Annotated in this window: 29 protein-coding genes; 18 read left to right on the top strand and 11 right to left on the bottom strand. The window is 66.7% G+C overall.

Features of this window, described 5'->3' with window-relative positions; all coding sequences use genetic code 11:
* Nucleotides 1–145: 145 nt before the first annotated feature.
* Nucleotides 146–475, top strand: coding sequence for a hypothetical protein (locus NV401_RS17900; RefSeq protein ID WP_261295819.1), 330 nt, complete (start codon nt 146–148; stop codon nt 473–475).
* A 75-nt stretch (nt 476–550) separates the two neighbouring features.
* Nucleotides 551–901, top strand: coding sequence for a DUF3147 family protein (locus NV401_RS17895; RefSeq protein ID WP_261295818.1), 351 nt, complete (start codon nt 551–553; stop codon nt 899–901).
* Nucleotides 902–966: 65 nt separating this feature from the next.
* Here NV401_RS17895 and NV401_RS17890 read toward each other — a convergent pair whose 3' ends face one another.
* Complete coding sequence (locus tag NV401_RS17890) at nt 967–1,314, bottom strand: hypothetical protein (protein ID WP_261295817.1); 348 nt, start codon at nt 1,312–1,314, stop codon at nt 967–969.
* A 91-nt stretch (nt 1,315–1,405) separates the two neighbouring features.
* Here NV401_RS17890 and NV401_RS17885 point away from each other — a divergent pair, with 91 nt between their 5' ends.
* The 3 genes from NV401_RS17885 (at nt 1,406) to NV401_RS17875 (ending at nt 4,186) form a co-directional block, all read left to right on the top strand.
* Nucleotides 1,406–1,819: a cupin domain-containing protein gene (locus NV401_RS17885; RefSeq protein ID WP_380816512.1), complete on the top strand. Its 414-nt coding sequence runs from the start codon at nt 1,406–1,408 to the stop codon at nt 1,817–1,819.
* Nucleotides 1,820–1,855: 36 nt separating this feature from the next.
* Nucleotides 1,856–3,247 (top strand): MFS transporter, encoded by a 1,392-nt coding sequence (locus tag NV401_RS17880; RefSeq protein ID WP_261295815.1) that lies wholly within the window; start codon nt 1,856–1,858, stop codon nt 3,245–3,247.
* A gap of 69 nt (nt 3,248–3,316) precedes the next feature.
* Nucleotides 3,317–4,186: an alpha/beta fold hydrolase gene (locus NV401_RS17875; protein WP_261295814.1), complete on the top strand. Its 870-nt coding sequence runs from the start codon at nt 3,317–3,319 to the stop codon at nt 4,184–4,186.
* Between the two features lie 206 nt (nt 4,187–4,392).
* On the opposite strand, the gene NV401_RS17870 is transcribed toward NV401_RS17875, so the two are convergent.
* Together NV401_RS17870 and eno are read right to left on the bottom strand one after the other, a co-directional pair.
* The gene (locus tag NV401_RS17870; RefSeq protein ID WP_261295813.1) at nt 4,393–4,704 is read right to left on the bottom strand and encodes an FtsB family cell division protein; all 312 of its coding nucleotides are present in this window, start codon (nt 4,702–4,704) and stop codon (nt 4,393–4,395) included.
* A gap of 62 nt (nt 4,705–4,766) precedes the next feature.
* The gene (gene eno, locus NV401_RS17865; protein ID WP_261295812.1) at nt 4,767–6,041 is read right to left on the bottom strand and encodes a phosphopyruvate hydratase; all 1,275 of its coding nucleotides are present in this window, start codon (nt 6,039–6,041) and stop codon (nt 4,767–4,769) included.
* A 138-nt stretch (nt 6,042–6,179) separates the two neighbouring features.
* On the opposite strand from eno, the gene NV401_RS17860 reads away from it, so the two are divergent.
* From NV401_RS17860 to NV401_RS17835, 6 genes are all read left to right on the top strand, one after another.
* Entirely contained in the window at nt 6,180–6,725 is a 546-nt protein-coding gene (locus NV401_RS17860) for a hypothetical protein (protein ID WP_261295811.1), read from the top strand.
* Nucleotides 6,726–6,750: 25 nt separating this feature from the next.
* Entirely contained in the window at nt 6,751–7,086 is a 336-nt protein-coding gene (locus NV401_RS17855) for a phage holin family protein (protein ID WP_261295810.1), read from the top strand.
* Entirely contained in the window at nt 7,083–7,418 is a 336-nt protein-coding gene (locus NV401_RS17850) for a DUF3618 domain-containing protein (protein WP_261295809.1), read from the top strand. The genes NV401_RS17855 and NV401_RS17850 overlap by 4 nt, the downstream gene beginning before the upstream one ends.
* On the top strand, nt 7,415–7,885 hold the full coding sequence (locus NV401_RS17845) for a hypothetical protein (RefSeq protein ID WP_261295808.1): 471 nt from the start codon (nt 7,415–7,417) through the stop codon (nt 7,883–7,885). Before NV401_RS17850 ends, NV401_RS17845 begins: the two co-directional genes overlap by 4 nt.
* Nucleotides 7,886–7,943: 58 nt before the next feature.
* Entirely contained in the window at nt 7,944–8,174 is a 231-nt protein-coding gene (locus tag NV401_RS17840) for a DUF4170 domain-containing protein (protein WP_261295807.1), read from the top strand.
* Nucleotides 8,175–8,371: 197 nt separating this feature from the next.
* Nucleotides 8,372–8,764 (top strand): DUF983 domain-containing protein, encoded by a 393-nt coding sequence (locus NV401_RS17835; RefSeq protein ID WP_261295829.1) that lies wholly within the window; start codon nt 8,372–8,374, stop codon nt 8,762–8,764.
* A gap of 26 nt (nt 8,765–8,790) precedes the next feature.
* On the opposite strand, the gene NV401_RS17830 is transcribed toward NV401_RS17835, so the two are convergent.
* The 7 genes from NV401_RS17830 to NV401_RS17800 all read right to left on the bottom strand — a co-directional run bounded on the left by NV401_RS17830 (nt 8,791) and on the right by NV401_RS17800 (nt 15,624).
* Nucleotides 8,791–10,194: an NAD(P)H-dependent flavin oxidoreductase gene (locus tag NV401_RS17830; protein WP_261295806.1), complete on the bottom strand. Its 1,404-nt coding sequence runs from the start codon at nt 10,192–10,194 to the stop codon at nt 8,791–8,793.
* A gap of 61 nt (nt 10,195–10,255) precedes the next feature.
* Nucleotides 10,256–11,392: a glycosyltransferase family 4 protein gene (locus NV401_RS17825; protein ID WP_261295805.1), complete on the bottom strand. Its 1,137-nt coding sequence runs from the start codon at nt 11,390–11,392 to the stop codon at nt 10,256–10,258.
* Nucleotides 11,393–11,467: 75 nt separating this feature from the next.
* Nucleotides 11,468–12,160, bottom strand: coding sequence for a class I SAM-dependent methyltransferase (locus NV401_RS17820; RefSeq protein ID WP_261295804.1), 693 nt, complete (start codon nt 12,158–12,160; stop codon nt 11,468–11,470).
* Nucleotides 12,161–12,296: 136 nt separating this feature from the next.
* Complete coding sequence (locus tag NV401_RS17815; protein WP_261295803.1) at nt 12,297–12,476, bottom strand: CsbD family protein; 180 nt, start codon at nt 12,474–12,476, stop codon at nt 12,297–12,299.
* Between the two features lie 49 nt (nt 12,477–12,525).
* Nucleotides 12,526–13,665 (bottom strand): glycoside hydrolase family 130 protein, encoded by a 1,140-nt coding sequence (locus NV401_RS17810; RefSeq protein WP_261295802.1) that lies wholly within the window; start codon nt 13,663–13,665, stop codon nt 12,526–12,528.
* A 157-nt stretch (nt 13,666–13,822) separates the two neighbouring features.
* Entirely contained in the window at nt 13,823–14,581 is a 759-nt protein-coding gene (locus NV401_RS17805; protein WP_261295801.1) for an SDR family oxidoreductase, read from the bottom strand.
* A gap of 179 nt (nt 14,582–14,760) precedes the next feature.
* A complete protein-coding gene (locus NV401_RS17800) occupies nt 14,761–15,624 on the bottom strand; it encodes an alpha/beta fold hydrolase (RefSeq protein ID WP_261295800.1) in 864 nt (287 codons plus the stop codon).
* A gap of 37 nt (nt 15,625–15,661) precedes the next feature.
* Here NV401_RS17800 and NV401_RS17795 point away from each other — a divergent pair, with 37 nt between their 5' ends.
* The 3 genes from NV401_RS17795 (at nt 15,662) to NV401_RS17785 (ending at nt 19,198) form a co-directional block, all read left to right on the top strand.
* Nucleotides 15,662–17,026: a protein adenylyltransferase SelO gene (locus tag NV401_RS17795; RefSeq protein WP_261295799.1), complete on the top strand. Its 1,365-nt coding sequence runs from the start codon at nt 15,662–15,664 to the stop codon at nt 17,024–17,026.
* Nucleotides 17,027–17,098: 72 nt separating this feature from the next.
* Nucleotides 17,099–18,511 carry a succinylglutamate-semialdehyde dehydrogenase gene (astD, locus tag NV401_RS17790; protein WP_261295798.1) on the top strand — a complete coding sequence of 471 codons (1,413 nt, stop codon included), beginning with the start codon at nt 17,099–17,101 and terminating at the stop codon, nt 18,509–18,511.
* Nucleotides 18,512–18,565: 54 nt separating this feature from the next.
* Nucleotides 18,566–19,198, top strand: coding sequence for a peptidylprolyl isomerase (locus tag NV401_RS17785; protein ID WP_261295797.1), 633 nt, complete (start codon nt 18,566–18,568; stop codon nt 19,196–19,198).
* Here NV401_RS17785 and NV401_RS17780 read toward each other — a convergent pair.
* Nucleotides 19,188–19,406: a hypothetical protein gene (locus tag NV401_RS17780; RefSeq protein WP_261295796.1), complete on the bottom strand. Its 219-nt coding sequence runs from the start codon at nt 19,404–19,406 to the stop codon at nt 19,188–19,190. The two genes, NV401_RS17785 and NV401_RS17780, sit on opposite strands and share 11 nt — an antisense overlap.
* An 84-nt stretch (nt 19,407–19,490) precedes the next feature.
* Between NV401_RS17780 and NV401_RS17775 the strand changes: the two genes are divergently transcribed.
* The 4 genes from NV401_RS17775 to NV401_RS17760 all read left to right on the top strand — a co-directional run bounded on the left by NV401_RS17775 (nt 19,491) and on the right by NV401_RS17760 (nt 23,209).
* On the top strand, nt 19,491–20,099 hold the full coding sequence (locus tag NV401_RS17775) for an opacity protein (RefSeq protein WP_261295795.1): 609 nt from the start codon (nt 19,491–19,493) through the stop codon (nt 20,097–20,099).
* Nucleotides 20,100–20,261: 162 nt separating this feature from the next.
* Nucleotides 20,262–21,050, top strand: a complete 789-nt coding sequence (gene cobA / locus NV401_RS17770; protein ID WP_261295794.1) for a uroporphyrinogen-III C-methyltransferase — start codon at nt 20,262–20,264, stop codon at nt 21,048–21,050.
* Nucleotides 21,047–21,343: a DUF2849 domain-containing protein gene (locus tag NV401_RS17765; RefSeq protein ID WP_261295793.1), complete on the top strand. Its 297-nt coding sequence runs from the start codon at nt 21,047–21,049 to the stop codon at nt 21,341–21,343. Before cobA ends, NV401_RS17765 begins: the two co-directional genes overlap by 4 nt.
* A gap of 234 nt (nt 21,344–21,577) precedes the next feature.
* Nucleotides 21,578–23,209: a nitrite/sulfite reductase gene (locus tag NV401_RS17760; RefSeq protein ID WP_261295792.1), complete on the top strand. Its 1,632-nt coding sequence runs from the start codon at nt 21,578–21,580 to the stop codon at nt 23,207–23,209.
* The last annotated feature ends 2 nt before the right edge of the window (nt 23,210–23,211 follow it).

Genomic DNA, 23,211 nt, shown 5'->3' with positions numbered 1-23,211 from the left:
GTCTGCAGCGCGTGAACCGGCGCCGCGCGCTCCGGGGCGCGGCTCGAACATGTACCTAGCCCTACACCCCCATTCAGGAACGATACGCGCGGCGGCGCGTACCCCATCCCCATGGCCCAGCCCGGGCCGCGAGAGGAATTCTCCAGTGAAGTTCACCCATCTGATCGCCGCCGCCTTGATGTTCGTCGGGATCGGCGTCTCGACCGAGGCATCGGCACAGCGCCACGACGGCTACAGCCAGATCGATCGCCGCGACGGCTTCCGCGATGATCGCCGCGGCGATCGCCGGGATTACCGTCGCGACGATCGCCGCTACGATCGCCACGACAACCGTCGCAACGATCGCCGCTGGCGCAACAATGGCCGTCATAACGGCTGGAACAACAACCGCCGCCACAATGGCTGGAACAACAACAATCGCCGGCCGTGCCGCGTGATCTATCGCAACCATCGCCGCGTCACCGTCTGCCGCTAAGCGGCCTTGGGGAGGGGCGCGCCCCCTCCCCGCTTTGCGGTTGCCCGCCTTGACGGTGCGGGCGATACCGGCGCCATGTTCTATCTCGCACTGAAAGCCGGCATTTCCGGCATCCTGATCGCCGCCGCCTCGGAAGTGGCCAAACGCTATCCCGGCTTTGGCGCGCTGATCGCCTCACTGCCACTGGTCTCGGTGCTCGGCATGATCTGGCTGTGGCGCGACAAGCCGGATCCCGTCACCACGGCCGCGCATGCGCAGGCGACCTTCTGGTACGTGCTGCCCTCGCTGCCGATGTTTCTCGCCATTCCCGCGCTGCTCCGCGCCGGCGCGCCGTTCTGGATGGCGCTCATGCTCCGCTGCGCACTCACCGTGACGCTGTATCTCGCCATGGTCGCGCTCGCGCCACGCCTCGGTATCGCGCTGTAGGCCGACCGGATAGCACAGCGTCCCCTGGGGTTTGCGCGATATGGCGCGTCCGCAGGGCGAACCGGTCAGTCCGGCTCGACCGCCATCAGCGTGGTGTCGGCATATTTGAAGCTGCCCTGGTCGAACAGGCTGCTGACCTTGAACGCGCGCGGCGTGATGCGGAGTGCGGTCAGGCCGATCAGCTTGAACGTGCCCATCTTGGGCTCCTTGGGCGGCTTGCCATCGCGCGCCAGCACCTCGGCATCGATGAACAGCTCGTCATGCTTGGTGTAGATGACATGCGGCGCAAGCGTCATCTCAACCTTGTTGTAGGTTGCCGACAGGCACATCTTGCGCACGATCGCCTCGAACACCGTCGGTGTCGTCGTGGGCGTCTGGACGGGCGGCCGCTCAGCGGTCATGGTATCGGTCATTCGGCGAACCTACCGTTTGCGCTGCACTGCAGCAAGAAGCTTTACGGTAAACGCTGTCTTTCGCAAAATGGACCCATCGGATGCCCGTGTCTTGAGCGACCCCAATGCGCTGATCGCGGCACTGCACCTCGCCCCGCATCCCGAAGGGGGCTGGTTCCGCGAGACGTTCCGCCAGCCCGCGCCGGACGGCGGCCGCGGCCTCGCCACCGCAATCCTGTTCCTGCTCGAGGCCGGGCAGCGCTCGCACTGGCACCGCGTCGATGCTGCCGAACTGTGGCTGTGGCACGCCGGCAGCCCGTTGGCCTTAATGATCCATGACAGCACGACGGCGACGCACCGGCTCGGGCCGGACATCCTGGCCGGGCACAGCGCGCAGGCGCTGGTCCCGCCGCACGCCTGGCAGGCGGCCGAGGCCGATCGCGGTTGGGCCCTGGTCAGCTGCGTCGTCACCCCGGCGTTCGATTTCGCCGGGTTCGAGCTTGCCCCGCCCGATTGGCGGCCATGACTTGCGATCGGGGGCGAGAAGCGTAAGCGGGCCGCCATGCTCGACGGTCTTCCCATGCCGCGTCGCCTGCTGGCGATCGGCGCCTTGTGCTGTGGCACCGCGCTCATCATCATCGACGGCGCGGTCGCCACCGTCGCGCTGCCGACGATCGCGCGCGACCTGAAGGTCGACAGCAGCGCCGTCGTCGCGGTGGTCACGATCTATCAGCTGACCCTCGTCATGCTGCTCCTGCCCTTTGCCGGGCTCGGCGACCGTATCGGGCTGAAGAAGATGTACCAGCTCGGCCAGCTGGTCTTCACCATCGCCACGATCCTGTGCTTCTTCGCCAAGAGCCTGCCATTCCTGCTCATCGTCCGCGCGTTCCAGGCAATCGGCGCGGCGGCGGCGCTCAGCGTGTCCTCGGCGCTGATCCGCCAGACCTACCCGGCCCGGCAACTCGGCCGCGGCCTCGGCATCAATTCGGTGATCGTGTCGAGCAGCGCCGCCGCCGCGCCGACGATCGGCGGGCTGATCCTGTCCTTCGCGCCCTGGCCCTGGGTGTTCGCCAGCGCGGTGCCGTTCGCGCTTGTCTCGCTGGCGCTCGGCCGTGCGCTGCCCGATCCCGAACCACGCGAAACCCGCTTCGACGTGATCGGCGCGGTGATGTGCGCGGCGATGTTCGGGCTGGTGATCGGCGGGCTCGAATCGAGCGTGCACGGCGATTCGCCCGTTATCTCCGCTGCGATCGTGCTGATCGGCGCGGCGATCGGCGTCTATTTCGTGCGGCGCGAACGCCACGAGCCCGATCCGATCCTGCCGATCGACCTGCTCTCCCGCCCGGTGCTCGCGCTGTCCGCGATCGGCGCCTATACTGCGTTCATCGCCTCGATGACGCTGCTGCTGTCGACGCCGTTCCGGCTCGGCGCGCTCGGCTTCAGCCCGGCGCTGATCGGCGCCGCGATCGCGCCCTGGCCGGCGACCAACATGATCGTCGCGCCGCTTGCCGGCTGGCTGTCGGACCGCGTCCCTGCCGGGCTGCTCGGCGGGATCGGCATGGTCATCTCGATCACCGCGCTGCTGCTGCTCGCCTTCCTGCCCCCCGACCCCAGCCTGTTCGACGTCGCCTGGCGCATGGCGCTGTGCGGCTCGGGCTTCGGCACGTTCCTGCCGCCCAACGCCCGGCTGATCATCGGCAGCGCCCCGCGCGAGCGCGCCGCCGCCGCCGGCGGCCTGGTGTCGACGGTGCGGCTGGTCGGCCAGACCACCGGCGCGACCTTGGTCGCCGCGCTGCTGGCACTCGGCATCGGCAGCGGCATCGTGCCGCCGCTGGTGGCCGCCGGGCTCGCCTTCGTGGCCGGCCTGTGCAGCCTTGCCCGCCTGCGCCCCTCGATCCGCAATCCCAAGGCCGACGAGGCCGACGACATGCAGCCGGCCAGTCCGGTCAGCTGACGCGTCGAGCGGCCGGAACCGCGCGCGCAAACGATCCGTTGGCACAGCGAGTTCAAGCGGAGACACTCCATGCCCTATATCAAGACACGCGACGGCACCGATCTCTACGTCAAGGATTGGGGCAGCGGCCGCCCGGTGGTGCTGATCCACGGCTGGCCCTTGTCGGCCGACAGCTGGGACGCGCAGGCCATGGCACTCGCCGAGGCGGGATTCCGCGCGATCGCCTATGACCGCCGCGGCTTCGGCCGCTCCGGCCAGCCCTGGACCGGCTATGACTATGACACGCTGTCGGACGATCTTGCCGACGTGCTCGAGCAGACCGGCGCGGACGACGCGACGATCGTCGGCTTCTCGATGGGTGGTGGCGAGGTCGCGCGCTATATGAGCCGGCACGAGGGCAAAGGCGTGATCGGCGCCGGGCTGATCTCCTCGGTCGTGCCCTATATGCTCAAGACCGAGGACAATCCGCACGGCGTGCCCGAGGATCAGCTCCAGGCGATCGGCGACGGCATCAAGAAGGATCGCCCCGGCTTCTTCCACAGCTTCCTGCAGGATTTCTTCGGCGTCGGGTTCATTTCCTCGCCGGTGAGCAGCCAGACGGTTGACTGGGCCTGGCGCCTGGCCATGCAGGGCGGGCTCAAGCCGATCCTCGGCTGCGCCGAATCCTTCGGCCATACCGACTTCCGCGGCGACCTTGCCGCGTTCCGCGTGCCGACGCTGGTGGTTCACGGCACCGCCGACAAGACCGTGCCGATCGACCCCACCGGCCGCGCGGCGGCAAAGGGCATCGCCCAGTCGCAGCTCGTCGAATATGACGGTGCGCCGCACGGCCTGACCGTGACGGAGAGCGACCGCTTCACCAACGACCTGCTGACCTTCCTGGGTCGCGGACGGACCGGCGCGGCGACGGACCACGAGGCGCAGTTGATCGCTGGCTAACTGCCTGACGAAGAAGGGGCGGCGCTTCCGATCGGAGGCGCCGCCGTTTTTATACGTTCCCCGGCGAAGGCCGGGGCCCAGTCGCACGACGATGGTAACGAAACGCAACGCTACTTCACTTCTGTCCCGCGACTGGGCCCCGGCCTTCGCCGGGGAAGTAAGAAGGAAAAAGGCGAAAAGTGAAGGCGAACGCCCCCCCGCCCGCGTCAATTCAGCGGAACGATGACCTCGTCGGGATGCACGACGTTCAACTTTTCGCGCGTCAGCTCGTCCACCATGTCGGGATCGGCGCGCTTGGGATCGAGCAGCGCCACCTTGTTCTGCCATTCCGCCCGCTTGGTCTTGAGCGCCGCCAGCTGCACGTCGCGCACGCTGAGCTGCCGCTTGACCTCGCCATAAGCGCGCGCGCCGTTCGGCCCGAGCACGGTATACGCGCCCAGGCCGACGATGACGATCACCACCACCGCCGGCACGGCCGCGCCGCGGAGCATCGTCGAAACAGTTGAACGCTTGGCCATAGCCGGGATTCTCGCAGGCCAAGCCTATACTATCAAGAGCTTTTTAACCAGATTCGGTTGTATCACCGGCGCAGCACGCCGCGCCCGGCATAGACCGCGGCATCGCCCAGCTCTTCCTCGATGCGGATCAGCTGGTTGTACTTGGCCAACCGGTCGCTGCGCGCGAGGCTGCCGGTCTTGATCTGCCCGCAATTGGTCGCCACCGCGAGGTCGGCGATCGTCGCATCCTCGGTCTCGCCCGAGCGGTGCGACATCACGGCGGTATAGCGTGCGCGATTGGCCATCGACACCGCCTCCAGCGTCTCGGTCAGCGTGCCAATCTGGTTAACCTTGACGAGGATCGAATTGGCGATCCGCTCGTCGATGCCGCGCTTCAGCCGCTTGGGGTTGGTGACGAACAGATCGTCGCCGACCAGCTGCACCTTGTCGCCGACCAGGTCGGTCAGCGCCTTCCAGCCGGCCCAATCGTCCTCCGCCATGCCGTCCTCGATCGAGAAGATCGGGTAGCGCCGCGTCAGATCGGCGAGATATTCCGCCATCTCGGCGCTCTCCAGGATGCGGTTCTCGCCGGAGATATTGTACTTGCCGTCCTTGAAGAATTCGGTCGCCGCGCAATCCAGCGCGATCATCACGTCGTCACCGGGCGTGTAGCCGGCCTTTTCGATCGACGACATGATGAAGTCGAGCGCGTCGCTGGTGCTGGCGATGTTCGGCGCGAAGCCGCCCTCGTCGCCGACCGAGGTCGCCAGGCCCTTGTCGTGCAGGCCCTTCTTCAGCGTATGGAAGATTTCCGAGCCGCAGCGCACCGCATCGAACAGCGTGTCCGCGCCGACCGGCACGATCATGAATTCCTGGAAATCGATCGGATTGTCGGCATGCTCGCCGCCGTTGATGATGTTCATCATCGGCACCGGCAGGACATGCGCCGAAACGCCGCCGACATAGCGGTACAGCGGCAGGCCGCGCGCATCCGCCGCCGCCTTGGCCACCGCCAGGCTGACGCCGAGGATCGCGTTCGCGCCCAGCCGCCCCTTATTCTCGGTGCCGTCCAGGTCGATCATCGCGCGATCGATATCCGACTGGTCCTCGGCGTCCATGTCGACCACTTCCTCGGCAATCTCGCCATTGACCGCATCGACCGCGCCCTGCACGCCCTTACCGAGCCACGCCGAACCGCCGTCGCGCCGCTCGACCGCCTCGTGCGCGCCGGTCGAGGCGCCCGAGGGCACCGCTGCGCGGCCGAAGCTGCCATCCTCCAGCATCACGTCGACCTCGACCGTCGGGTTGCCGCGGCTGTCGATGATCTGGCGGGCGTGCAGGTCGATGATTGCGGTCACGGAACGATCCTTCTACTCTGAAGCCTGTCGGCGTTGCGCTGCCTCTATCGGCTATCCCGGGCAGGGGCAATTCGGGTCCGCGATGGAACCCCGCCGCGCGCGACAGGTTGAGCGGTTAACAACGGAAAGGGCGTTATCATGGCCGACCAGAACGATAAACCAGTCGCAGAAGCGATCAATCACGGTGCGAACGACACGCCGCCGGCGGACACCAGCTTCCGCCCCGAAGCCAGTTTCGGCGGCGAGGACGTGACCTTCGAAAGCGCTGCCGACGCGCCGGCCGAGCCGGCAGCGACGGGCGCCCCGGGCACCGCGCACACGCTCAAGGACGGCGCTGCCAAGATCGCGCAGACAGTCGGCGATCGCGCCAAGACCTATGCAGAAGACGGCAAGAGCCGCGCCGGCAGCGCGCTCGACGAGCTGGCGCAGATGATGAACGACGCCGCCGGTACGGTCGATGAAAAGGTCGGCGCGCAATATGGGCAATATGCCCGCACCGCCGCCGAGGCCGTCACCGGCTTCTCCGAATCGCTCAAAGCCAAGAATGTCGACGATCTAATCGCCGATGCCACCGGCTTCGTGAAGAAGAGCCCGGCGATCGCCATCGGCACCGCCGCTGCGCTCGGCTTCGTGTTGATCCGCCTCGTCCAGTCCGGTCTCAATGCCGACAACGACAAGGCGTGATCTGCCGTCGGCGGGGCACCACATAGTGACGCAACCACCCCCCGAGCCCGGCATCGGCGCGCTGATCGGCCAGCTCACCACGGACGCGCGCGCCTATGCCGTCGCCGAACTGGCCATTTATCGTGCCAAGGCAATGGCATGGGTCGGCGAGGCGAAGTTCGTCGCGATGTTCGGTGTGTCGGCGCTGGTGCTGGCGAACGCAGCGATCATCGCCTTGTTCGTCGGGCTGTTGCTGACGCTAACGCCGCGCGTCGGGCCCGGCTGGGCGACGGTTATCGTCGTCGGCGGGACGCTGGCGCTGGCCGGGCTGCTGGGCTGGCTGGCGTTGCGCCACGTCCGCAAGATGAGTGGCGGCAAATGACCGATTCCGTTTCAATTGCCGAAATCGAGGCCGCTGCCGCGCGTGCGCGGCTCGGCGCCACGCTGTCCACGCTGCAGGCGCGACTCGCGCCCAAGGCGCTGGCGCAGGATGCGGCGCAGGGCCTGCTCGATAAGGGGCAGGCGCTTGCCGCTGACGGCGTCGAGGTGGCCCGCCGCAACCCGTTGACGGTCGCCGGTGCGGTCGCCGCGCTCGGCCTGTTTCTCGCCCGCAAGCCGATCGCCAAGCTGGTGACCGGCGGCGGCGATGCAACCTCGCCCGCACCCGTTAGTTCGACCCGAAAGCCTCGTGCTGTCAAAAGGAAGTCCAGATGACCGATCCCGTCTCCTCCACCCACGGCGCCAAAGCCCAAGGCAAGGCGCCTGCCCCGCAGAGCACGATCGAGAAGACCAAGCTCGCCGCGACGCATGCGCTGGATACGGCGCGTGACGGCGCCCGCGACGTCGCCGATCGTACCGCGCAAGTCATCGATTCCAATCCGCTGCCGGTGCTGATCGGCGGCGTGGTGATTGGGGCGATCGCCGGCGCGCTGGTACCGCGCAGCCGCCGCGAGGCCGAATTGCTCGCGCCGGTCGGCCGCCGGCTGCGCGCCACCACTACCGATGCGGTGCAGAGTGCCAAGACCACCGGCCTTGCCGAACTGGGCGCGCTCGGCCTTAGCAAGGGTGCGCTCAGCGAACAGGGCGGCAAGCTGGTCGGCGGCATCCTGACCGCGCTGGCCACGGCCGGCAGCGCGGCGATCACGGCATCGCGCGAGGCGAAAGCGAAGGCCGCGGAATAGACGTCGGCGGCAGCTGGGGCTAAGGCGCGCCTGAACCCTATCCCCAGGACACACGATTATGAGCAAGCTCCACCTCGTCTTCGGCGGCCGCGTCAGCGATCCGCAGACGCTCGATTTCGACGATCTCGATTCGATCGAGGTCGTCGGGATGTTCCCAGACTATAAGAGCGCCGAAAAAGCGTGGCGTGCCGCCGCACAGCGCACCGTCGATGATGCCGAGATGAAATATGTCGTCGTGCACCTGCATCGTCTGGTGCAGCCCGATCTGATCGCCAAGCCGGGCGCCTGATCCGCCCGTCCCCCATCCCGGCACGCCGGGATGGGGGACCGATCGCCCCTAGGACAATTCGTCTGATCGACAGCGCGCGATAACAGGCGCAGCATCGCATCATGTCCGATGATTCTGCCCCCGCCCCCGCCCCCGCCCCCGCAGCTATTCCCGCCCCCTACCCGGCGCCCGCGCCTGGCGACACGTTCCGCTGGATCATGCGCTGCGGCTGGAAGGGCCTGTGTCCGCGCTGCGGCAAGGGCCGGATGTTCAAATCCTGGCTCAAGATCGTCGATCGCTGCGAGCATTGCGGGCTCGACTACCGCTTCGCCGCGCCCGATGACGGCCCCGCGTTCTTCTCGCTGTGCATCATCGCGCTGCCGCTGATCTTCTTCGTCGTCTGGCTGCAGGTCGCGTTCGATCCGCCGGTCTGGGTCCATTTCGTGACCTCGGTGCCGGTCATGGCGCTCGGCACGCTGCTGCCCCTGCGCCCGATCAAGGGCTGGCTGGTCGCCTCGCAATTCGTCAACCGGGCGCAGGAAGCCGGCACCAAGGCGCTGTGGGCACAGCTGCACGGCACCGATCCCGACAAGAACGACTTCGATCAATAGGCCGGTGGCCGGGGCGTCGCCCCGGCTCAGTCGCCGGTCAGGATCCGATCGACCAGCTGTTTCACCGACGGCACGAACCCGTTCGAATAGAACGGGTCCTTCTTGAAATTGTACGCGCCGTGCCCGGCGAACATCAGATTGTCGTCGATCGGCCCGCCATGCGCGATGTCCTGCAGCGTCTTCTGGATGCAGAAGCTGCGCGGATCGGCCAGCCGCCCGGTCGAATTGGTCTCGCTGTCCGCCCAGGACGAGAAGGAGCATTGCGACAGGCAGCCCATGCAGTCCGCCTGATCCTTGCGGATCCAGCCCTTTTCCTCGGGCGTCACGAACACGAGCGTATTGTCCGGCGTCTTCAGCGCGTCGGTAAAGCCCTCGCCGAACCACTGCCGCGCGCGCAGCAGATCGTTGCGCGTCACCCAGAAATTCTTGCCCTTCACGCCGACGTCGAGCTGGAACGTATGGTCGCCCGCCTCCTGCGTCGAAAAGGCGATCTGGCGCTCGGAACGCGTCTCCAGGATGCGCAGGAACGGATTCTTGACCGCACTCGAATAGAAGCCGGTGGGTGAGAACTTGTGCAGCAGCACCTCGCCCGGCTCGATGTCCATCAGCTTGTTCTTCCAGCCCTCGGGGATCGGGCTTTCGCGCGTCAGCAGCGGCCGCGTGCCGAACTGGAAGGCGATCGTGCCGAGTTCGGGATTGTCGATCCAGTTGCTCCAGTCGCGCAGATACCACACGCCGCCGGCCATCACGATCGGCACCTCGTCGGAAATACCGCCCTCGCGCATCACGTCGCGCAATTCCTTGACGCGCGGATAGGGATCCTGCGGCTTCAGCGGGTCCTCCGCGTTGGACAGGCCGTTATGCCCGCCGGCGAGCCACGGATCCTCGTAGACCACCGCCGAGAGATAGTCGGCCGCCTTCGAATAGGCCCGCTTCCACAGCGCGCGAAACGCGCGGCCGGAGCTGACGATCGGCAGGTAGGTGACGTTGTAGGAAGCGGCGATCTCGGACAATTTGTACGGCATGCCCGCGCCGCAGGTCACGCCGGCGACGAGCCCGCGCGTCCGTTCGAGCACGCCGTGCAGGATGCGCTGCGCCCCGCCCATTTCCCACAGCACGTTGATGTTGATCGCGCCGCGGCCACCGGCGATGTCGTGCGCCTTCTGCACCTGCTGCACCGCGCCCTCGATCGCATAGTCGATCAGTTCCTCGTGCCGCTCGCGCCGGGTCAGCGACTTATAGACCTGCGGGATGATCTTGCCATCGGGATCGTAGCTGTCGGCATTGACCGCCGAGACGGTGCCGATCCCGCCCGCCGCCGCCCAGGCGCCGGCGCTGGCGTGATTGGTCGCAGCAACGCCCTTCCCGCCCTCGACGAGCGGCCAGACCTCGCGGCCGTTATAGACGATGGGCTTGAGACCTTTGAACACCACACTCTCCGAACTTAACATACGTTTGATACAACCAAAGGATGCCGCCACACGAACGAAATCAGAAAAGGCGCGCGTCGCGCCCCATCGCAGTTTCGTACAGCGCCGCATAGCGTGCGATCATGATGTTCTCATCATATTCCGCTACTGCCTTCGCCTGATTGGCCGCGCCGACGGTCTTGCGCAGCGCCGGATCGCGCGCCAGCGCCTCGATCGCGTCGCGCAGCGGCACCTCGCCGCTGCGCTGGGGGATGAACGGCGCATTCTCCGCGGCGACCATGTACGGCACGTCGCCGACCGGCGGGGCGACGATCGGCAGGCCGGCGGCCATCCCCTCGATCACCGCGATCGGGAATTGCTCGCTCTTAGACGATAGCGCCAGGATATCGAACAGGCCGACGAACCGGTGCGGCGCGCTGAGAAAGCCCGGCAGCACCAGTGCATCGTCGATCCCCATATTCTCCGCCGCGTCGAGGATCGTCTGTCGCTCGGGCCCCTCGCCGACGATCACCAGGCGGATGCGCGACGAACAGCCGCCGACCGCGCGGACCAGCAGCGGCAGGTCCTTCACCGCGCGCAGCCCCGCCAGCGTGCCGACGACGATCTCGCCCGGTTTGCGCTTGAATCCCGGGATCGCCTTGGGATCGGGCGCGCCGGCATAAGCGGCGGTGGCGATGCCGTTGACGATGCGGTGGACCCGCGCGGGCGGCTGCTTCCAGGTATCGAGCGCGATCCGGTGCAGCACCTCGGACGGCACGACCAGGGCATGCGCTGCGGGCAGCGCGAAGCGGCGATAATAATTGCGCTCGCGCTTCAGCCCGCCCGCCTCGTCCGAATTGAACCCGTCCTCGTGATGCACCAGCGGCGGCGTGTCCTTGCCGAACACGCGCTTGGCCATCACCCCGTCGATCGCGCCCCAATTGTAGGTCAGCACCAGATCGAACCGCCGCATGAAGCGCGCGATCGCCTCGAACCGCGCGACCGACGGCCGCCCGACGAGCGGCGGCGGGTTTTGCGCGATCTCGTACGACACGCCGGCGGCGATCGCGTCGCGCGCGCCGAGCTGATCGGGCATGCCCGAGACGATCGTGTGCCGGGCGCGATCGCCGAATGCGTTCATCAGGCGCACCGAGCGCGCTTCCTTGCCGCCCAGGCTGAAGGTCGAATGCAAATGGAGAATGGAAACGGGGCGAGCCATAACGTCCGCGATTAGCGAGGAATTACCGTCCGGTCATCTCCTGCCCGCGAAATCGCCCGTTAAGGCATCGTCCGCTCATGCGTCGCGCAGGAACGTCGCCACGCCGGGCATCGCCACGCCGGCGCGCCAGCCCGGGGCGTCGGCGAACACCTCGGCATGCTCGGGATTGGCGTAAATTACCGTCACCCGCGCGGCGCCGTCGCGCAGCGCCGCCTCGAGCCGCCCGCGCACCGCGGTCATGATCGTCGTGCCGAACGGATTGTAGAAATAGGCCAGGATCTGCCGCCCGGCGGGCGCGACCATGGTGGCATCGCCCGCAATCACTTGCGCCGGAATCGTCGTGCCGCTCAGCTCAGCGAAGCGCGCGATATTGGCGCGTGCGATCGCGCACAGCCGGTCCGACAGTTCGACGCCGGTCACGCTGGCGAAGCCCATCTCCATCGCCAGCATCATCGCCCGCCCCTTGCCCGCGCCGAAATCGATGAAATCCCACTCGGCCGGATGCAATTGCAGCGCCGCGACGGGATCGCGGACCATCGCCTCGCGGCTGGGATCGTAGCGCCGGCACTGGTCGATCTGCGCGGCATCGAACCCCAGCACGCGGGCGCTGACGCCGGCGCTGGTATCCGTGCCCCAGCGCCGGTCGAACGCGCGATCGGCCTCCCGGTCGGCGCGCGCCGTCGGTGTCAGCGATCGCACGGCATGCACCGCATTCTTCAGCGCCAGCCGGGCGACCTCGCCGGCGTCGCGATGACGGAGCCGGGCCAACACACCGTTGGCCAAAGCGCGCCCTTCATTCTTGCGTAAGTACTTCAATTTCCGCGTTCGTTGCTGATTGCCGTCAGACGATAGAAAGCCGCCCCGGCGCGAACCGGGACGGCCTCCAGAAACGTTTCAATGACGCTTACAGGTCGTTGATGGCGCCCTTGACGCTGCCCTTGACGTCCTGGCCGGTGCCCTTGAGCTGCTGGGCCTTGCCCTCGGCTTCCAGCGTCTCGTTGTCGGTCGCGTCGCCGTACAATTCCTTGGCCTTGCCTGCGATCTTGTTGCCTGCGGCGTCGAGCTTGTCGGTGAATTCGCCCATTTTAAATCTCCTTGGCGGCCGTCATGGCGCCTTGCAAGTTTAACCCAGATCAGCCCGGGACGGTTCCCTCGCGCTGAGCAAAAACCTGTTTGTCGATATGCGTGATACGGCAGGCGAGATCCGCCTCGCCACTCGCCACCACCCAATGATCGCCGGCATCGGCGATCCCGGTGGTGAACACGACATTGTCGAGATACATCAGCTCCTTGATCGGCTCCGTCAGCGTCGGCGCCGGCTCCAGCACGGCATCGTGGCAGGTCCGCACGACGACGCTCGGATCGTCGCGGTCGAGGATCGACCAATAGGTGCGATAGATGCCGACCACGCCGGACGGCTCCACGCCATGCCACAAGGTCAGCCAGCCGTCCTCGGTCATTACGGGCGGCGATCCCCCGCCCATCCGCGCCGTCGCGACGGTCGCGGCATGCGGGCGGATGCCGGGCCTGTCATAGGGCTTCCAGTGCAGCGCGTCGGGCGACGCGGACAGGTTGATCGACGGGCCCGAGCGCCATTCGCTGCCCGGCGGATAGGCAAAATACAGATCGCCCAATGGCCGCGTCTGGGCGAAGAACTTGCCCCCGACCTTGCCCTCGAAGATCAGCATGTCCTTGTTCTGGTGATCGAGCACGATCCCCTCCAGCGTCCAGTCAAGCGCATCGTCCGAGCTGTACAGCGTGGTGCAGTGCCGCTCCGGGCTGACCGAGCAGGTGGTCATCAGATAGCGATCGCCGACCTTGCTGATCCGCGCATCCTCGACGCCGTAACATTGGTAATCGGCGCGCGGCGCGATCGCCCGTTCGTAATGCACTTCGACCAGTTCGGTGCCATCGGCCGAAAGCTCCACCGGCAGGAGCCAGGAGAGCGAAGTCAGCGCCATCACCTTCCAGCCGCCGCCCGGGATGAGGAATTTACGCGGATCCCTGGTGTCGACCATCTCCAGCGGCCAGCCATCCATGACATAGCCGTCCGCGGTCCAGCGGATCGCATGGATCTGCTGATCCTTCACCGGATGGCGCAACGCCTCGGCGATGCGCACCATCAGCAGCAGATTGCCGTTCGCCAGCCGCGTCATGCCGGGATTGAAGGCGCCCAGCACATAGGTTTCGACGCCGAGCTGGCCGGCCAGCGGCGAGCGAGTGAGATCGACATCGGCGGGGGCAAAAACGAGTTGGTCGAACGCGAAGGTCATGATGCTGATCCCGTTATCGATCCCCAACCCCACAAACGTCACCCCGGACTTGTTCCGGGGTCCACCAGGCGGCTGGAGCAGAAAATATGCCGTGAACGCCGCCATGCCGACACAGTGGCCCCCGGAACAAGCCCGGGGTGACGATTAGGGTAGAGTTTTACTCTTCCCCCACCGCCCGGGGCGTGATCGTCAACTGCTGCACCACCGCGCGCCGCGGCTGGGTCAGCAGATAGTGTACCCCGACGGCGATGTCTTCCGCGCGGAGCATCTCGTCCTTGGCGATCCGCTCGCGCTGCTCTTCAGGCGTGATATCCGGCTCCTGCATGTCGGAGCCGGTCTTGCCCGGCTCGACATTGGCGACGCGGATCCCCTTCGGCCCGAGTTCGCGCCGCAGCGCCTCGCCGAAGCCCTGGATGCCGTATTTGATCCCGGCATAGACCGTCGAGCCCGGCCCCAGCACATGCGCGCTCATCGAGCCGATCAGCACGATATCGCCGCGGTCCCCGAGCGCCGTCGCCGCCGCATGCGCGGTAAGCAGATAGGCGGTGAAATCGGTCGCAATGGCATAGCGCAGATCCTGTTCGGACATGTCGCTCAGCCCCTCGGCCGCGATCGCGGCATTGACCACGGCGATGTCCAGCCCACCAAGCCACTGCGTCCCGGCATCGACGAAGGCCTTGACGTTGTCCGGCTCAGCCAGATCGGTGGCAATCCCGTCGCCCTCGCCGACCTCGCGGATCCGCGCCAGCGCATCGGCCAGATGCTGCTCGTCGCGCCCGCAGATGAACACCTTAGCGCCCTCGGCGGCGAGCAGCACGGCGATCGCGCGACCGATTCCGGTCGTGCCGCCGGTGATCACGGCGCGCTTGCCCTTCAGGCTGATCTGCTGGGTATGGGCGTCGGCGATGGTGGTCATGAGGCATCTCCTTGTTCGCAAGGGCAGACGCGTTGGAGGAGGAGAGGTTCCGATTTGTCAAAAGCCCCTCCCCTTCAGGGGAGGGGTTGGGGTGGGGCCGAGCGGCGAGTCCGACAGGCGGCTCTGCGAGATGGTACTGCCCCACCCCTTCCCCCTCCCCTGAAGGGGAGGGGCTTATTTTACGTCGCCACCCGCGCCAGCAACCGCTCGATCCCCTCGACCACCGCCGGCTCGCCGAGCGTCGGCGTATGACCCACGCCCTCCACGGTCACCAGCTCCACGGTCGCACCGAGCGTCTCCGCCATCCGCGCCGCCGTACGCGGCCCCAGAACGTCGGATCGCGCACCGCGCACGATCAGCGTCGGCACGCCCTGCAGCTGTTCCAGCGCGCGCCACATGTCCGGCCCGGCCTCGTTGCCCGGCACGCGGAACGGCTCGGCGATCTTCATGTCGTAATCGAGCACGATCCGCCCGGCGCTGTTCAGCCGGTACAGCCGCTTGGCCATGCCGAGCCAGTCGTGGATCGTGTAATCCGGATAGACGTCGCCATTGCCCTCCATCACCGCGCGCGCGGCGTGCATCCAGGTCGGCCAGGTGTTCGATTTGCCGACATAGGTGCGGATGCGGCTCAGGCCCGCCGTCTCGATCTCGGGCCCGACATCGTTGAGCAGCGCGCCGGCGATCTTCTCGCGCGCCGTGCCCGCCAGCAGCATCGTCACGATCCCGCCGAGCGAGGTGCCGAACGCGACATAGCGGTCGACCGCCAGTTCGCCGAGCAGCCCCTCGACATCCTGCACATAGGTCAGCGGCACATAGGACATCGGATCCTTGGCATAGCCGCTCTCGCCGCGCCCGCGCAGATCGATCGCGATCACCCGCCATTGCCCCGCCAGCCGTTCCGCGAGATCGGCAAAGTCGCGCGCGTTGCGCGTGAGGCCCGGCAGGCACAGGATCGGCGGCTTGTCCGCTGGGCCCGGATAATCGCGGTAATGCAGCCGCACGCCGTCGTTCGACCACCAATATTTGTTTTCGTAAGCGGCCATGGTTGCGTCCCGAGGTTGCGAGCCACCATATCGCCGCATGACCCTGACCCCGCAACCCTATCGCCCCGAAGCCAGGATCCTCGATCTGGGGGACGCCTTTTACGATCCGGTCGAGGCCGCCGATTTCCCGCAGACCATCCTGCGCTTCCGCAACGATCGCGCCGCCGCGCAAATCGGGCTCGACACGCTCGACGACGACGCCTGGCGCGCGCATTTCGGCCGCTTCGCAGGGCTGCCGGGCAGCCTCGAACAACCGCTGGCGCTGCGCTATCACGGTCACCAGTTCCGCCACTACAATCCCGATATCGGCGATGGCCGCGGCTTCCTGTTCGCGCAGTTGCGGGACGACCGCGACCGCCTGATGGATCTCGCCACCAAGGGCAGCGGCCAGACGCCGTGGAGCCGCTTCGGCGACGGCCGCCTGACGCTCAAAGGGGGCATGCGCGAGATCCTCGCCACCGAAATGCTCGAATCGCTCGGCGTGGAGACGTCGCGCACCTTCTCGCTGATCGAGACCGGCGAGGCGCTGACCCGCGGCGACGAACCCTCCCCCACCCGCTCGGCGGTGATGGTGCGGCTCAGCCACGGCCATATCCGCATCGGCACATTCCAGCGCCTCGCGCATCTGCGCGACGCGGAAAACATGCAGCGTCTGATCGGCTACGTCCTGCGCAATTTCTACGGCGAGGAACCGGGCGAAGACGCCCCCGCCCGCCTGCTCACGCTCGTCGTCCAGCGCACCGCGACGCTCGCCGCCAGCTATATGGCCGCCGGCTTCGTCCACGGCGTGCTCAACACCGACAATATCAACGTCACCGGCGAAAGCTTCGATTATGGCCCGTGGCGCTTCAACCCGACCTGGGATCCCGCCTTCACCGCGGCCTATTTCGATCACCAGGGCCTCTACGCCTTCGGCCGCCAGCCCGAGGCGATCCACTGGAACGCGATGCAGCTTGCCGTCGCGCTGCGCACGGTGAGCGAGGCGCAGCCGCTGATCGACGCGCTCGACACGTTCGGCGACCTGTACCAGCCCGCCGTCAGCAGCGCGCTGCTCTGGCGCCTCGGCTTCACGCCGCAAGACCCCGAGCAGGATCGCGCGCTGATCCAGGCGATCGAACCCGCGCTCCGGGAAGGCGCCGTCCCGCTCGACCGCTTCTTCTTCGACAGCTTCGCACGAGGCATTCCTGAGCAGTACGGCACCACCTTCGCCGAGGCGCGCACGCTGCTCGCCGCCTACGTGCCGCGCAAGGATCGCGCGCATCCCTATTGGCAGGGCGAACCGTGCAGCATGCTGATCGACGAGGTCGAGACGCTCTGGTCGGCGATCGACGAGCGCGACGATTGGGCGCCGCTCAACGCAAAGGTCGCAGCAATCCGCCAGATGGGCGAAGCGCTCGCTTAACTCCCACTCCCTGCGGGAGAGGGAATTAGCACCGCTAGACCCTCCAAAAAAAACAAGGCAAAGACCCGTTACATGTCCGCCGAACTCATCTCCCACGAACCCGCCACCGGCGCCTTGCTGTGGCGCGCACCGATCGGCGATGTCGACCAGGAAGTCGCCACCGCGCGCGCCAGCTGGGCCGCCTGGGCCGCGCAGCCGCTGACCAACCGGATCGAGGCGCTGCGCCGCTTCGGCAACGTCGTGCGCCAGCGTGCCGACGCGTTCACCGATCTGATCGCGCGCGAAACCGGCAAGCCGCTATGGGAAGCGCGCACCGAGGTCGATTCGGTCATCGCCAAGGTCGATATTTCGGTAAAGGCCTATGCCGAGCGCACCGCGCAGCGCCGCCTGGACGCGCCGATGGGCAGCCGCATGGCGCTCCGGCACAAGCCGCACGGCGTGCTCGCCGTGCTCGGCCCGTACAATTTCCCCGCGCATCTGCCCAACGGGCATATCGTCCCCGCCTTGCTCGCCGGCAACGCCGTGGTGTTCAAGCCTTCGGAAAAGACCCCGGCGACCGGCGCGTTCCTGGTCGATTGCTACCATGCCGCCGGCATTCCCGAAGGCTGCGTGCGCGTCGTCATCGGCGGGCCCGATGCCGGCAAGGCGCTGGCCGCGCATGACGACATCGATGGCCTGCTGTTCACCGGCTCGGCGCGTACCGGCATCGCGCTCAACCGGGCGTTCGCCACCAAGCCGGAAAAGATTCTCGCGCTGGAGATGGGCGGTAACAACCCGATCATCGTGTGGGAATCGCCTGATCTGCATTCGACCGCCGCGCTGATCGTGCAGAGCGCGTTCACGTCGGCCGGCCAGCGCTGCACCGCCGCGCGCCGCCTGATCATCGATACGCGCGTTTATGACCAGGTGATCGAACAGGTGCTCAAGGTCACCGCCAAGATCATCGTCGACGAGCCGCACGCCACGCCGGCGCCGTTCATGGGCTGCGTGATCGACAACGAGGCCGCCGATCTGCTGACCGAGAGCTTTCTCGAGCTGATGATGCGCGGCGGCCGCGCCCTGCGCCATCCCGAGCGCCCGATCGCCGGGCGTCCGTTCCTCACCCCGGGCCTGATCGACACGACCGAGCTGGCCGAGCGCCCCGATATCGAATTGTTCGGCCCGATCCTGCAGGTGATCCGCGCCGAGACGTTCGACGACGCGATCGCCGAGGCCAACAATACGCGCTACGGCCTGTCCGCCTCGCTGATCAGCCAGAACCCCGCGCTGTACGATCGCTTCTGGGCCAATGCCCGCGCCGGCATCGTCAACTGGAACAAGCCGACCAACGGGGCCAGTTCGGGCGCGCCGTTCGGCGGCATCGGCTGGTCGGGCAACCACCGCCCCAGCGCCTATTACGCTGCCGACTATTGCGCCTATCCGGTGGTCAGCAACGAGGCCGACCAGGCCCGCGCGAGCATCGGCATCGGGCTCAGGGACGGCTGACGAGGAAAGCTCGGCAGCTTGCGCGCTCTGCCGCCACCTTCTAGCGCCGTCCCCATGCGCATCCTTCTGGCTCTCGCAGCCCTGTTCCTCGCCGCTCCCGCCCCCACGCTCGCCGCTCCGGCGCGCAAACCGGGCATCGTCCGCGTGCAACTGAGCACCGCCGCCGGCCCCATCACGCTCGCCATCGACACGCGTCGCGCCCCCGAGACGAGCAAGAATTTCCTCGCCTATGTCGATGACGGTCGCTTCGACGGCGCGGTGATCTACCGCGCCGCGCGCAGCAAGAACGCGCCGCAATACGGCTTTATCCAGGGCGGCATCAGAACCGATGCCCGGCGCATCCTGCCGCCGTTCAAGCACGAGCGCACCGATCAGACCGGCATCACGCACACCGATGGCACGATCAGCATGGCCAGGCGGACCGAGCCCAATTCCGCCGGCGGCAATTTCTTCATCACGGTCGGCGCGCTGCCCAGCTTCGATGCCAAGGGCACCTTTCCCGGCTATGCCGCGTTCGGCCACGTCACTGCCGGCATGCCCACCGTGAAACGCATCCTGGCCGGCAAGACCGGCGGCGCGATGCGTGGCCAGATGCTGCTGAACGGCATCCGAGTGATCAGCGCCAGGCGGCTCGATGGCCCCGCCAGACCCACCGGCCTCGTCAAACCGTGGCTGATCAAAAAGTGACCGCGCGCGCCGGCTGATTGGTCACGTAAAGGGTCGGCACCGGGTGCATCACAGCGGCGCGCCCCAACGTCGGCTCATTCGTCGGGCTTGCCTCCCGCAGTGTATCGCCGCCGAAATCCCGGTTTTCGTTCATCTCACAGACAGAAAGTGTTGCTGCAATGCAACAAAATCGCCCGTCACATTTCTTTCTCAAAACACGTGCAACCATGCGCGTCACCCTCAGTTCTCAGCACCTCGGAGAGCCGCCCTTGAAGGGTCCGGCTTCCGACTGACACAAAATGAGGTTTCCCTAATGCGCATGTTTTCCATCGCTGCCGCCGCTGCGGTCGCGGCTTTCGCCGTCCCTGCTTTCGCTCAGGACACCACTGACACGACCTATGAGGCCGCACCGACCGCACCGGACGGCACGCGCGCCTTCGGTATCGAGCCGTATGTCGGCGTGATGGGCACGTGGCAGTCGTTCGACAACGAGCGCAACAAGGCTGGCATCCCGCAGCTCGCCAATGGTGAGCGTCTCAAGGGCTGGGAAGTCACCGGCGTTGCCGGCGTGAACGTCCCGCTTGGTCCGGTGTTCGTCGGCGCCGAAGGTAACGTCGCCAAGGGCGTGTCGGGCGATATCGATTGGGAATATGGCGCAGCAGGCCGTTTCGGTTTCCGCGCTGGCGATAGCGGCATGATCTACGGCAAGGTCGGCTATCAGTGGGTCAATTTCGACCGCTTCGGCAAGAACAGCCCCGATTATGACGGCATGACCTACGGCATCGGCTTCGAAGTCGGTCCGAAGGACATCGGCCTAGGCGGCGTGACCGGCAATTCCGGCGTGCGTCTGCGCGGCGAAATGAGCACGTTCGGCACGGCACACTCGCTGCGCCCGTCGCTCGGCATCGTCACGCACTTCTAAGCGTTTGACAGAGGGCGGGCCGGTCATCCGGTCCGCCCTTTTTCTTGCCACGCAGCCAGCGACCGGGCGTCGCGAGCCACCAGGCGCGGTACAAAGTTTCCCTACCCCCACGCAAAGCAAGCTTCGGTTGCGCTCCGCCCCCCGCGCCGCCATCTGACAGCGATGGCCAGTCTTCTCGATCCCACCGCCCGCGGGCGTGTCATCCTTGTCGGCGCCGGCCCCGGCGACCCCGGCCTCCTCACCGTTCGCGCGGTCGAGGCGCTCAAGCAGGCGGACGTCGTGGTACATGACGGCCTGATCGATCCCCGCGTACTCGATATTGCCCCTGCCACCGCGCAGCGCATCTCGGTCGCCAAGCAGCGCGCCCGCCACACCTTGCCGCAGGAAGCGATTAATGCGTTGATCGTCGCGCATGTGAAGACCGGCGGGATTGTCATCCGCTTGAAGGGCGGCGATCCGTTCATCTTCGGGCGCGGCGGCGAGGAAGTCGAAGCGGTGCGCGCCGCCGGCCTCCCCGTCGAGGTCATCCCCGGCGTTTCCGCTGCGCTCGGCTGCGCCGCCGAGGCGATGCTGCCGCTCACGCACCGCGATCATTCGAGCGCGGTCAGCTTCGTCGCCGGCCAGTGCAAGGGGCTGGCCGATCAGGACTGGTCCGGCCTTGCTGGCCAGGGCCGCACGCTCGTCATCTATATGGGCGTTGCCACCGCCAGCGACATTGCCGACAAGTTGATGGCGGATGGCGTCGCGCCCGACATGCCCGTCGCGGTGCTGGAAAAGGGCACGCTCGCCGGCCACCGCGCGATTAAGACGCTGCTTGCGGATCTCGGCCAGATGGTCGAGCGCGAAAAGGTTGCCAGCCCCGCGATCATCGTCGTCGGCGAAGTGGTGGAGCTGAGCGACGCCGAGGACAAATTGGCGCGCTGGGCGCGCATTGCGGAAAGTGCAGCATGAAGCTTCTGACCGGTAATGATCTGCCGAGCGGCGATGTGGTGTGGTGGACCGGCCAGGGCTGGTCGCGCCATGTCGAGGACGCCGTCGATGTCGGCGACCAGGGCGAAGCGATCCTGCGCGCCGAGGAAGGCGCACGCCGCGTCAACGTCCCCTATGTCATCGACGCGACCCTGACGCCCGAAGGCCCCCGCCCCGCCCATATCAAGGACCGCATCCGCGCGCTCGGCCCGACGGTGCGCCCGGACCTGACGCTCAAGCCCGCCGATCCCAATGCCGGGAGCTGGGTGATATGATGGTTCACGCGGAGACGCGGAGACGCGGAGAAGAAGGTTTGGTCGCGCAAAGGCGCAGAGAGCGCAGAGATGCAGTTCCTGCCGCGAAGCGGCTGTCCGATCAAAGCCGTGGAGCAGGTTTTCTCGCTGACGCGGAAGCGTGCCGCGAGTGCCTTGTCTCTGCGTCCTCCGCGTCTCCGCGCCTCCGCGTGAACCAAACCTCCTTTGCGCCATCGCGCCCTCGCGAGAACGAAAATGTATAAATACGACACATACGACCAGCAGATGGTCGACAACCGGGTCGAGGAATTCCGCGACCAGGTGAAGCGCCGCCTCGCGGGCCAGATCACCGAAGATCAGTTCAAGCCGCTCCGGCTGATGAACGGCCTGTATCTGCAGCTCCACGCCTACATGCTGCGCGTCGCCATTCCTTACGGCACGCTCGACAGTCGCCAGATGCGCATGCTCGCGCATATCGCGCGCAAATATGACCGCGACTACGGCCATTTCACCACGCGCCAGAACATCCAGTTCAACTGGATCAAGCTGGAGGATACGCCGGACATCCTCGCCGAACTCGCCACGGTCGAGATGCACGCGATCCAGACAAGCGGCAATTGCATCCGCAACATCAGCGCCGACCAGTACGCCGGCGCCGCGGCGGACGAGGTCGCCGATCCGCGCATCTGGGCCGAACTGCTGCGCCAGTGGAGCAGCTTCCACCCCGAATTCACCTATCTGCCGCGCAAGTTCAAGATCTGCGTGATAGGCGCGGATGAGGATCGCGCGGCGATGCGGCTGCACGATATCGGCATCCAGATGGTGATGCGTGACGGCGTGCTCGGCGGCCGCATCCATGTCGGCGGCGGCATGGGCCGTACGCCGATGATCGCCCCCGAGATCCGCGATTTCGTCCCCGCCGACGATCTGCTCAGCTATCTCGAGGCGTGCCTGCGCGTCTACAATCGCTACGGCCGCCGCGACAATATCTACAAGGCACGGATCAAGATCCTCGTTCATGAGATCGGTGCCGACGAGTATCGCCGCCAGGTCGAGGAAGAGTTCATCGCCGTCAAGGCGCTCGGGCTCGATCCGCCCCAGGCCGAATTCGAGCGCATCACGCAGATGTTCGCCGATCCCGCCTTCGTCGCGGACGACGGCACCGCCGTCGATCGCAGCGATCCGGATTTCGCGCTGTGGCTTGATCAGAACGTCAAGCCGCACAAGCAGCCGGGCTATGCGATCGTCAACATCAGCCTCAAGCCGCAGGGCGGCATCCCTGGCGATGCGACCTCCGCCCAGATCGACCTGATGGCCGATCTTGGCGAGCGCTACAGCTTCGACGAGCTGCGCGTCACGCATGCGCAGAACATCGTCCTGCCGCACGTCCGTCAGGCCGATCTCTATACCGTCTGGCAGCAGCTCGACGCGGCCGGGCTGGCGCCGGCCAATCTCGACCTGATCAGCGATATCATCGCCTGCCCCGGCCTCGATTATTGCAGTCTCGCCAACGCCCGCTCGATCCCGCTCGCGCAGAAGATCACCGAGCGCTTCGCGGACCCTGCCCGCCAGCGCGACATCGGCGAACTGAAGCTCAAGATCAGCGGCTGCATCAATGCCTGCGGCCATCATCACGCCGGCCACATCGGCATTCTCGGCGTCGACAAGAAGGGCACCGAGAACTTTCAGCTCTCGCTCGGCGGCTCGGGGGCGGAGGATGTCAGCCTCGGCAAGATCACCGGCCCCGGCTTCGACGAGGATGGCGTGGTCGACGCGGTCGAGCGTGTCACCGAGACGTATCTCGGCCTGCGCGAAGAGGGCGAACGCTTCCTCGATACCTATCGCCGCGTCGGCATGGCCCCGTTCAAGGAGGCAATTTATGGATAAGC

Source organism: Sphingomonas hylomeconis, assembly GCF_025370105.1.
Lineage (GTDB): Bacteria > Pseudomonadota > Alphaproteobacteria > Sphingomonadales > Sphingomonadaceae > Sphingomonas > Sphingomonas hylomeconis.
The sequence above is the reverse complement of the archived record's forward strand: the minus strand, read 5'-3'. Positions and strand labels throughout refer to the sequence as shown.

Excerpts from the sequence above, each read along its gene's own strand:
- NV401_RS17875 (WP_261295814.1), top strand. The coding sequence starts at position 3,317 with ATGCCCTATATCAAGACACGCGACGGCACCGATCTCTACGTCAAGGAT.
- NV401_RS17785 (WP_261295797.1), top strand. The coding sequence starts at position 18,566 with ATGCGCATCCTTCTGGCTCTCGCAGCCCTGTTCCTCGCCGCTCCCGCC.
- NV401_RS17835 (WP_261295829.1), top strand. The coding sequence starts at position 8,372 with ATGCGCTGCGGCTGGAAGGGCCTGTGTCCGCGCTGCGGCAAGGGCCGG.
- NV401_RS17815 (WP_261295803.1), bottom strand. The coding sequence starts at position 12,476 with ATGGGCGAATTCACCGACAAGCTCGACGCCGCAGGCAACAAGATCGCA.
- NV401_RS17810 (WP_261295802.1), bottom strand. The coding sequence starts at position 13,665 with ATGACCTTCGCGTTCGACCAACTCGTTTTTGCCCCCGCCGATGTCGAT.
- NV401_RS17805 (WP_261295801.1), bottom strand. The coding sequence starts at position 14,581 with ATGACCACCATCGCCGACGCCCATACCCAGCAGATCAGCCTGAAGGGC.
- NV401_RS17760 (WP_261295792.1), top strand. The coding sequence starts at position 21,578 with ATGTATAAATACGACACATACGACCAGCAGATGGTCGACAACCGGGTC.
- NV401_RS17850 (WP_261295809.1), top strand. The coding sequence starts at position 7,083 with ATGACCGATTCCGTTTCAATTGCCGAAATCGAGGCCGCTGCCGCGCGT.
- NV401_RS17795 (WP_261295799.1), top strand. The coding sequence starts at position 15,662 with ATGACCCTGACCCCGCAACCCTATCGCCCCGAAGCCAGGATCCTCGAT.
- NV401_RS17890 (WP_261295817.1), bottom strand. The coding sequence starts at position 1,314 with ATGACCGATACCATGACCGCTGAGCGGCCGCCCGTCCAGACGCCCACG.
- NV401_RS17775 (WP_261295795.1), top strand. The coding sequence starts at position 19,491 with ATGCGCATGTTTTCCATCGCTGCCGCCGCTGCGGTCGCGGCTTTCGCC.
- NV401_RS17765 (WP_261295793.1), top strand. The coding sequence starts at position 21,047 with ATGAAGCTTCTGACCGGTAATGATCTGCCGAGCGGCGATGTGGTGTGG.
- NV401_RS17780 (WP_261295796.1), bottom strand. The coding sequence starts at position 19,406 with ATGGTTGCACGTGTTTTGAGAAAGAAATGTGACGGGCGATTTTGTTGC.
- astD (WP_261295798.1), top strand. The coding sequence starts at position 17,099 with ATGTCCGCCGAACTCATCTCCCACGAACCCGCCACCGGCGCCTTGCTG.
- NV401_RS17845 (WP_261295808.1), top strand. The coding sequence starts at position 7,415 with ATGACCGATCCCGTCTCCTCCACCCACGGCGCCAAAGCCCAAGGCAAG.
- NV401_RS17800 (WP_261295800.1), bottom strand. The coding sequence starts at position 15,624 with ATGGCCGCTTACGAAAACAAATATTGGTGGTCGAACGACGGCGTGCGG.
- NV401_RS17825 (WP_261295805.1), bottom strand. The coding sequence starts at position 11,392 with ATGGCTCGCCCCGTTTCCATTCTCCATTTGCATTCGACCTTCAGCCTG.
- NV401_RS17880 (WP_261295815.1), top strand. The coding sequence starts at position 1,856 with ATGCTCGACGGTCTTCCCATGCCGCGTCGCCTGCTGGCGATCGGCGCC.
- NV401_RS17895 (WP_261295818.1), top strand. The coding sequence starts at position 551 with ATGTTCTATCTCGCACTGAAAGCCGGCATTTCCGGCATCCTGATCGCC.
- NV401_RS17870 (WP_261295813.1), bottom strand. The coding sequence starts at position 4,704 with ATGGCCAAGCGTTCAACTGTTTCGACGATGCTCCGCGGCGCGGCCGTG.
- NV401_RS17840 (WP_261295807.1), top strand. The coding sequence starts at position 7,944 with ATGAGCAAGCTCCACCTCGTCTTCGGCGGCCGCGTCAGCGATCCGCAG.
- NV401_RS17860 (WP_261295811.1), top strand. The coding sequence starts at position 6,180 with ATGGCCGACCAGAACGATAAACCAGTCGCAGAAGCGATCAATCACGGT.
- cobA (WP_261295794.1), top strand. The coding sequence starts at position 20,262 with ATGGCCAGTCTTCTCGATCCCACCGCCCGCGGGCGTGTCATCCTTGTC.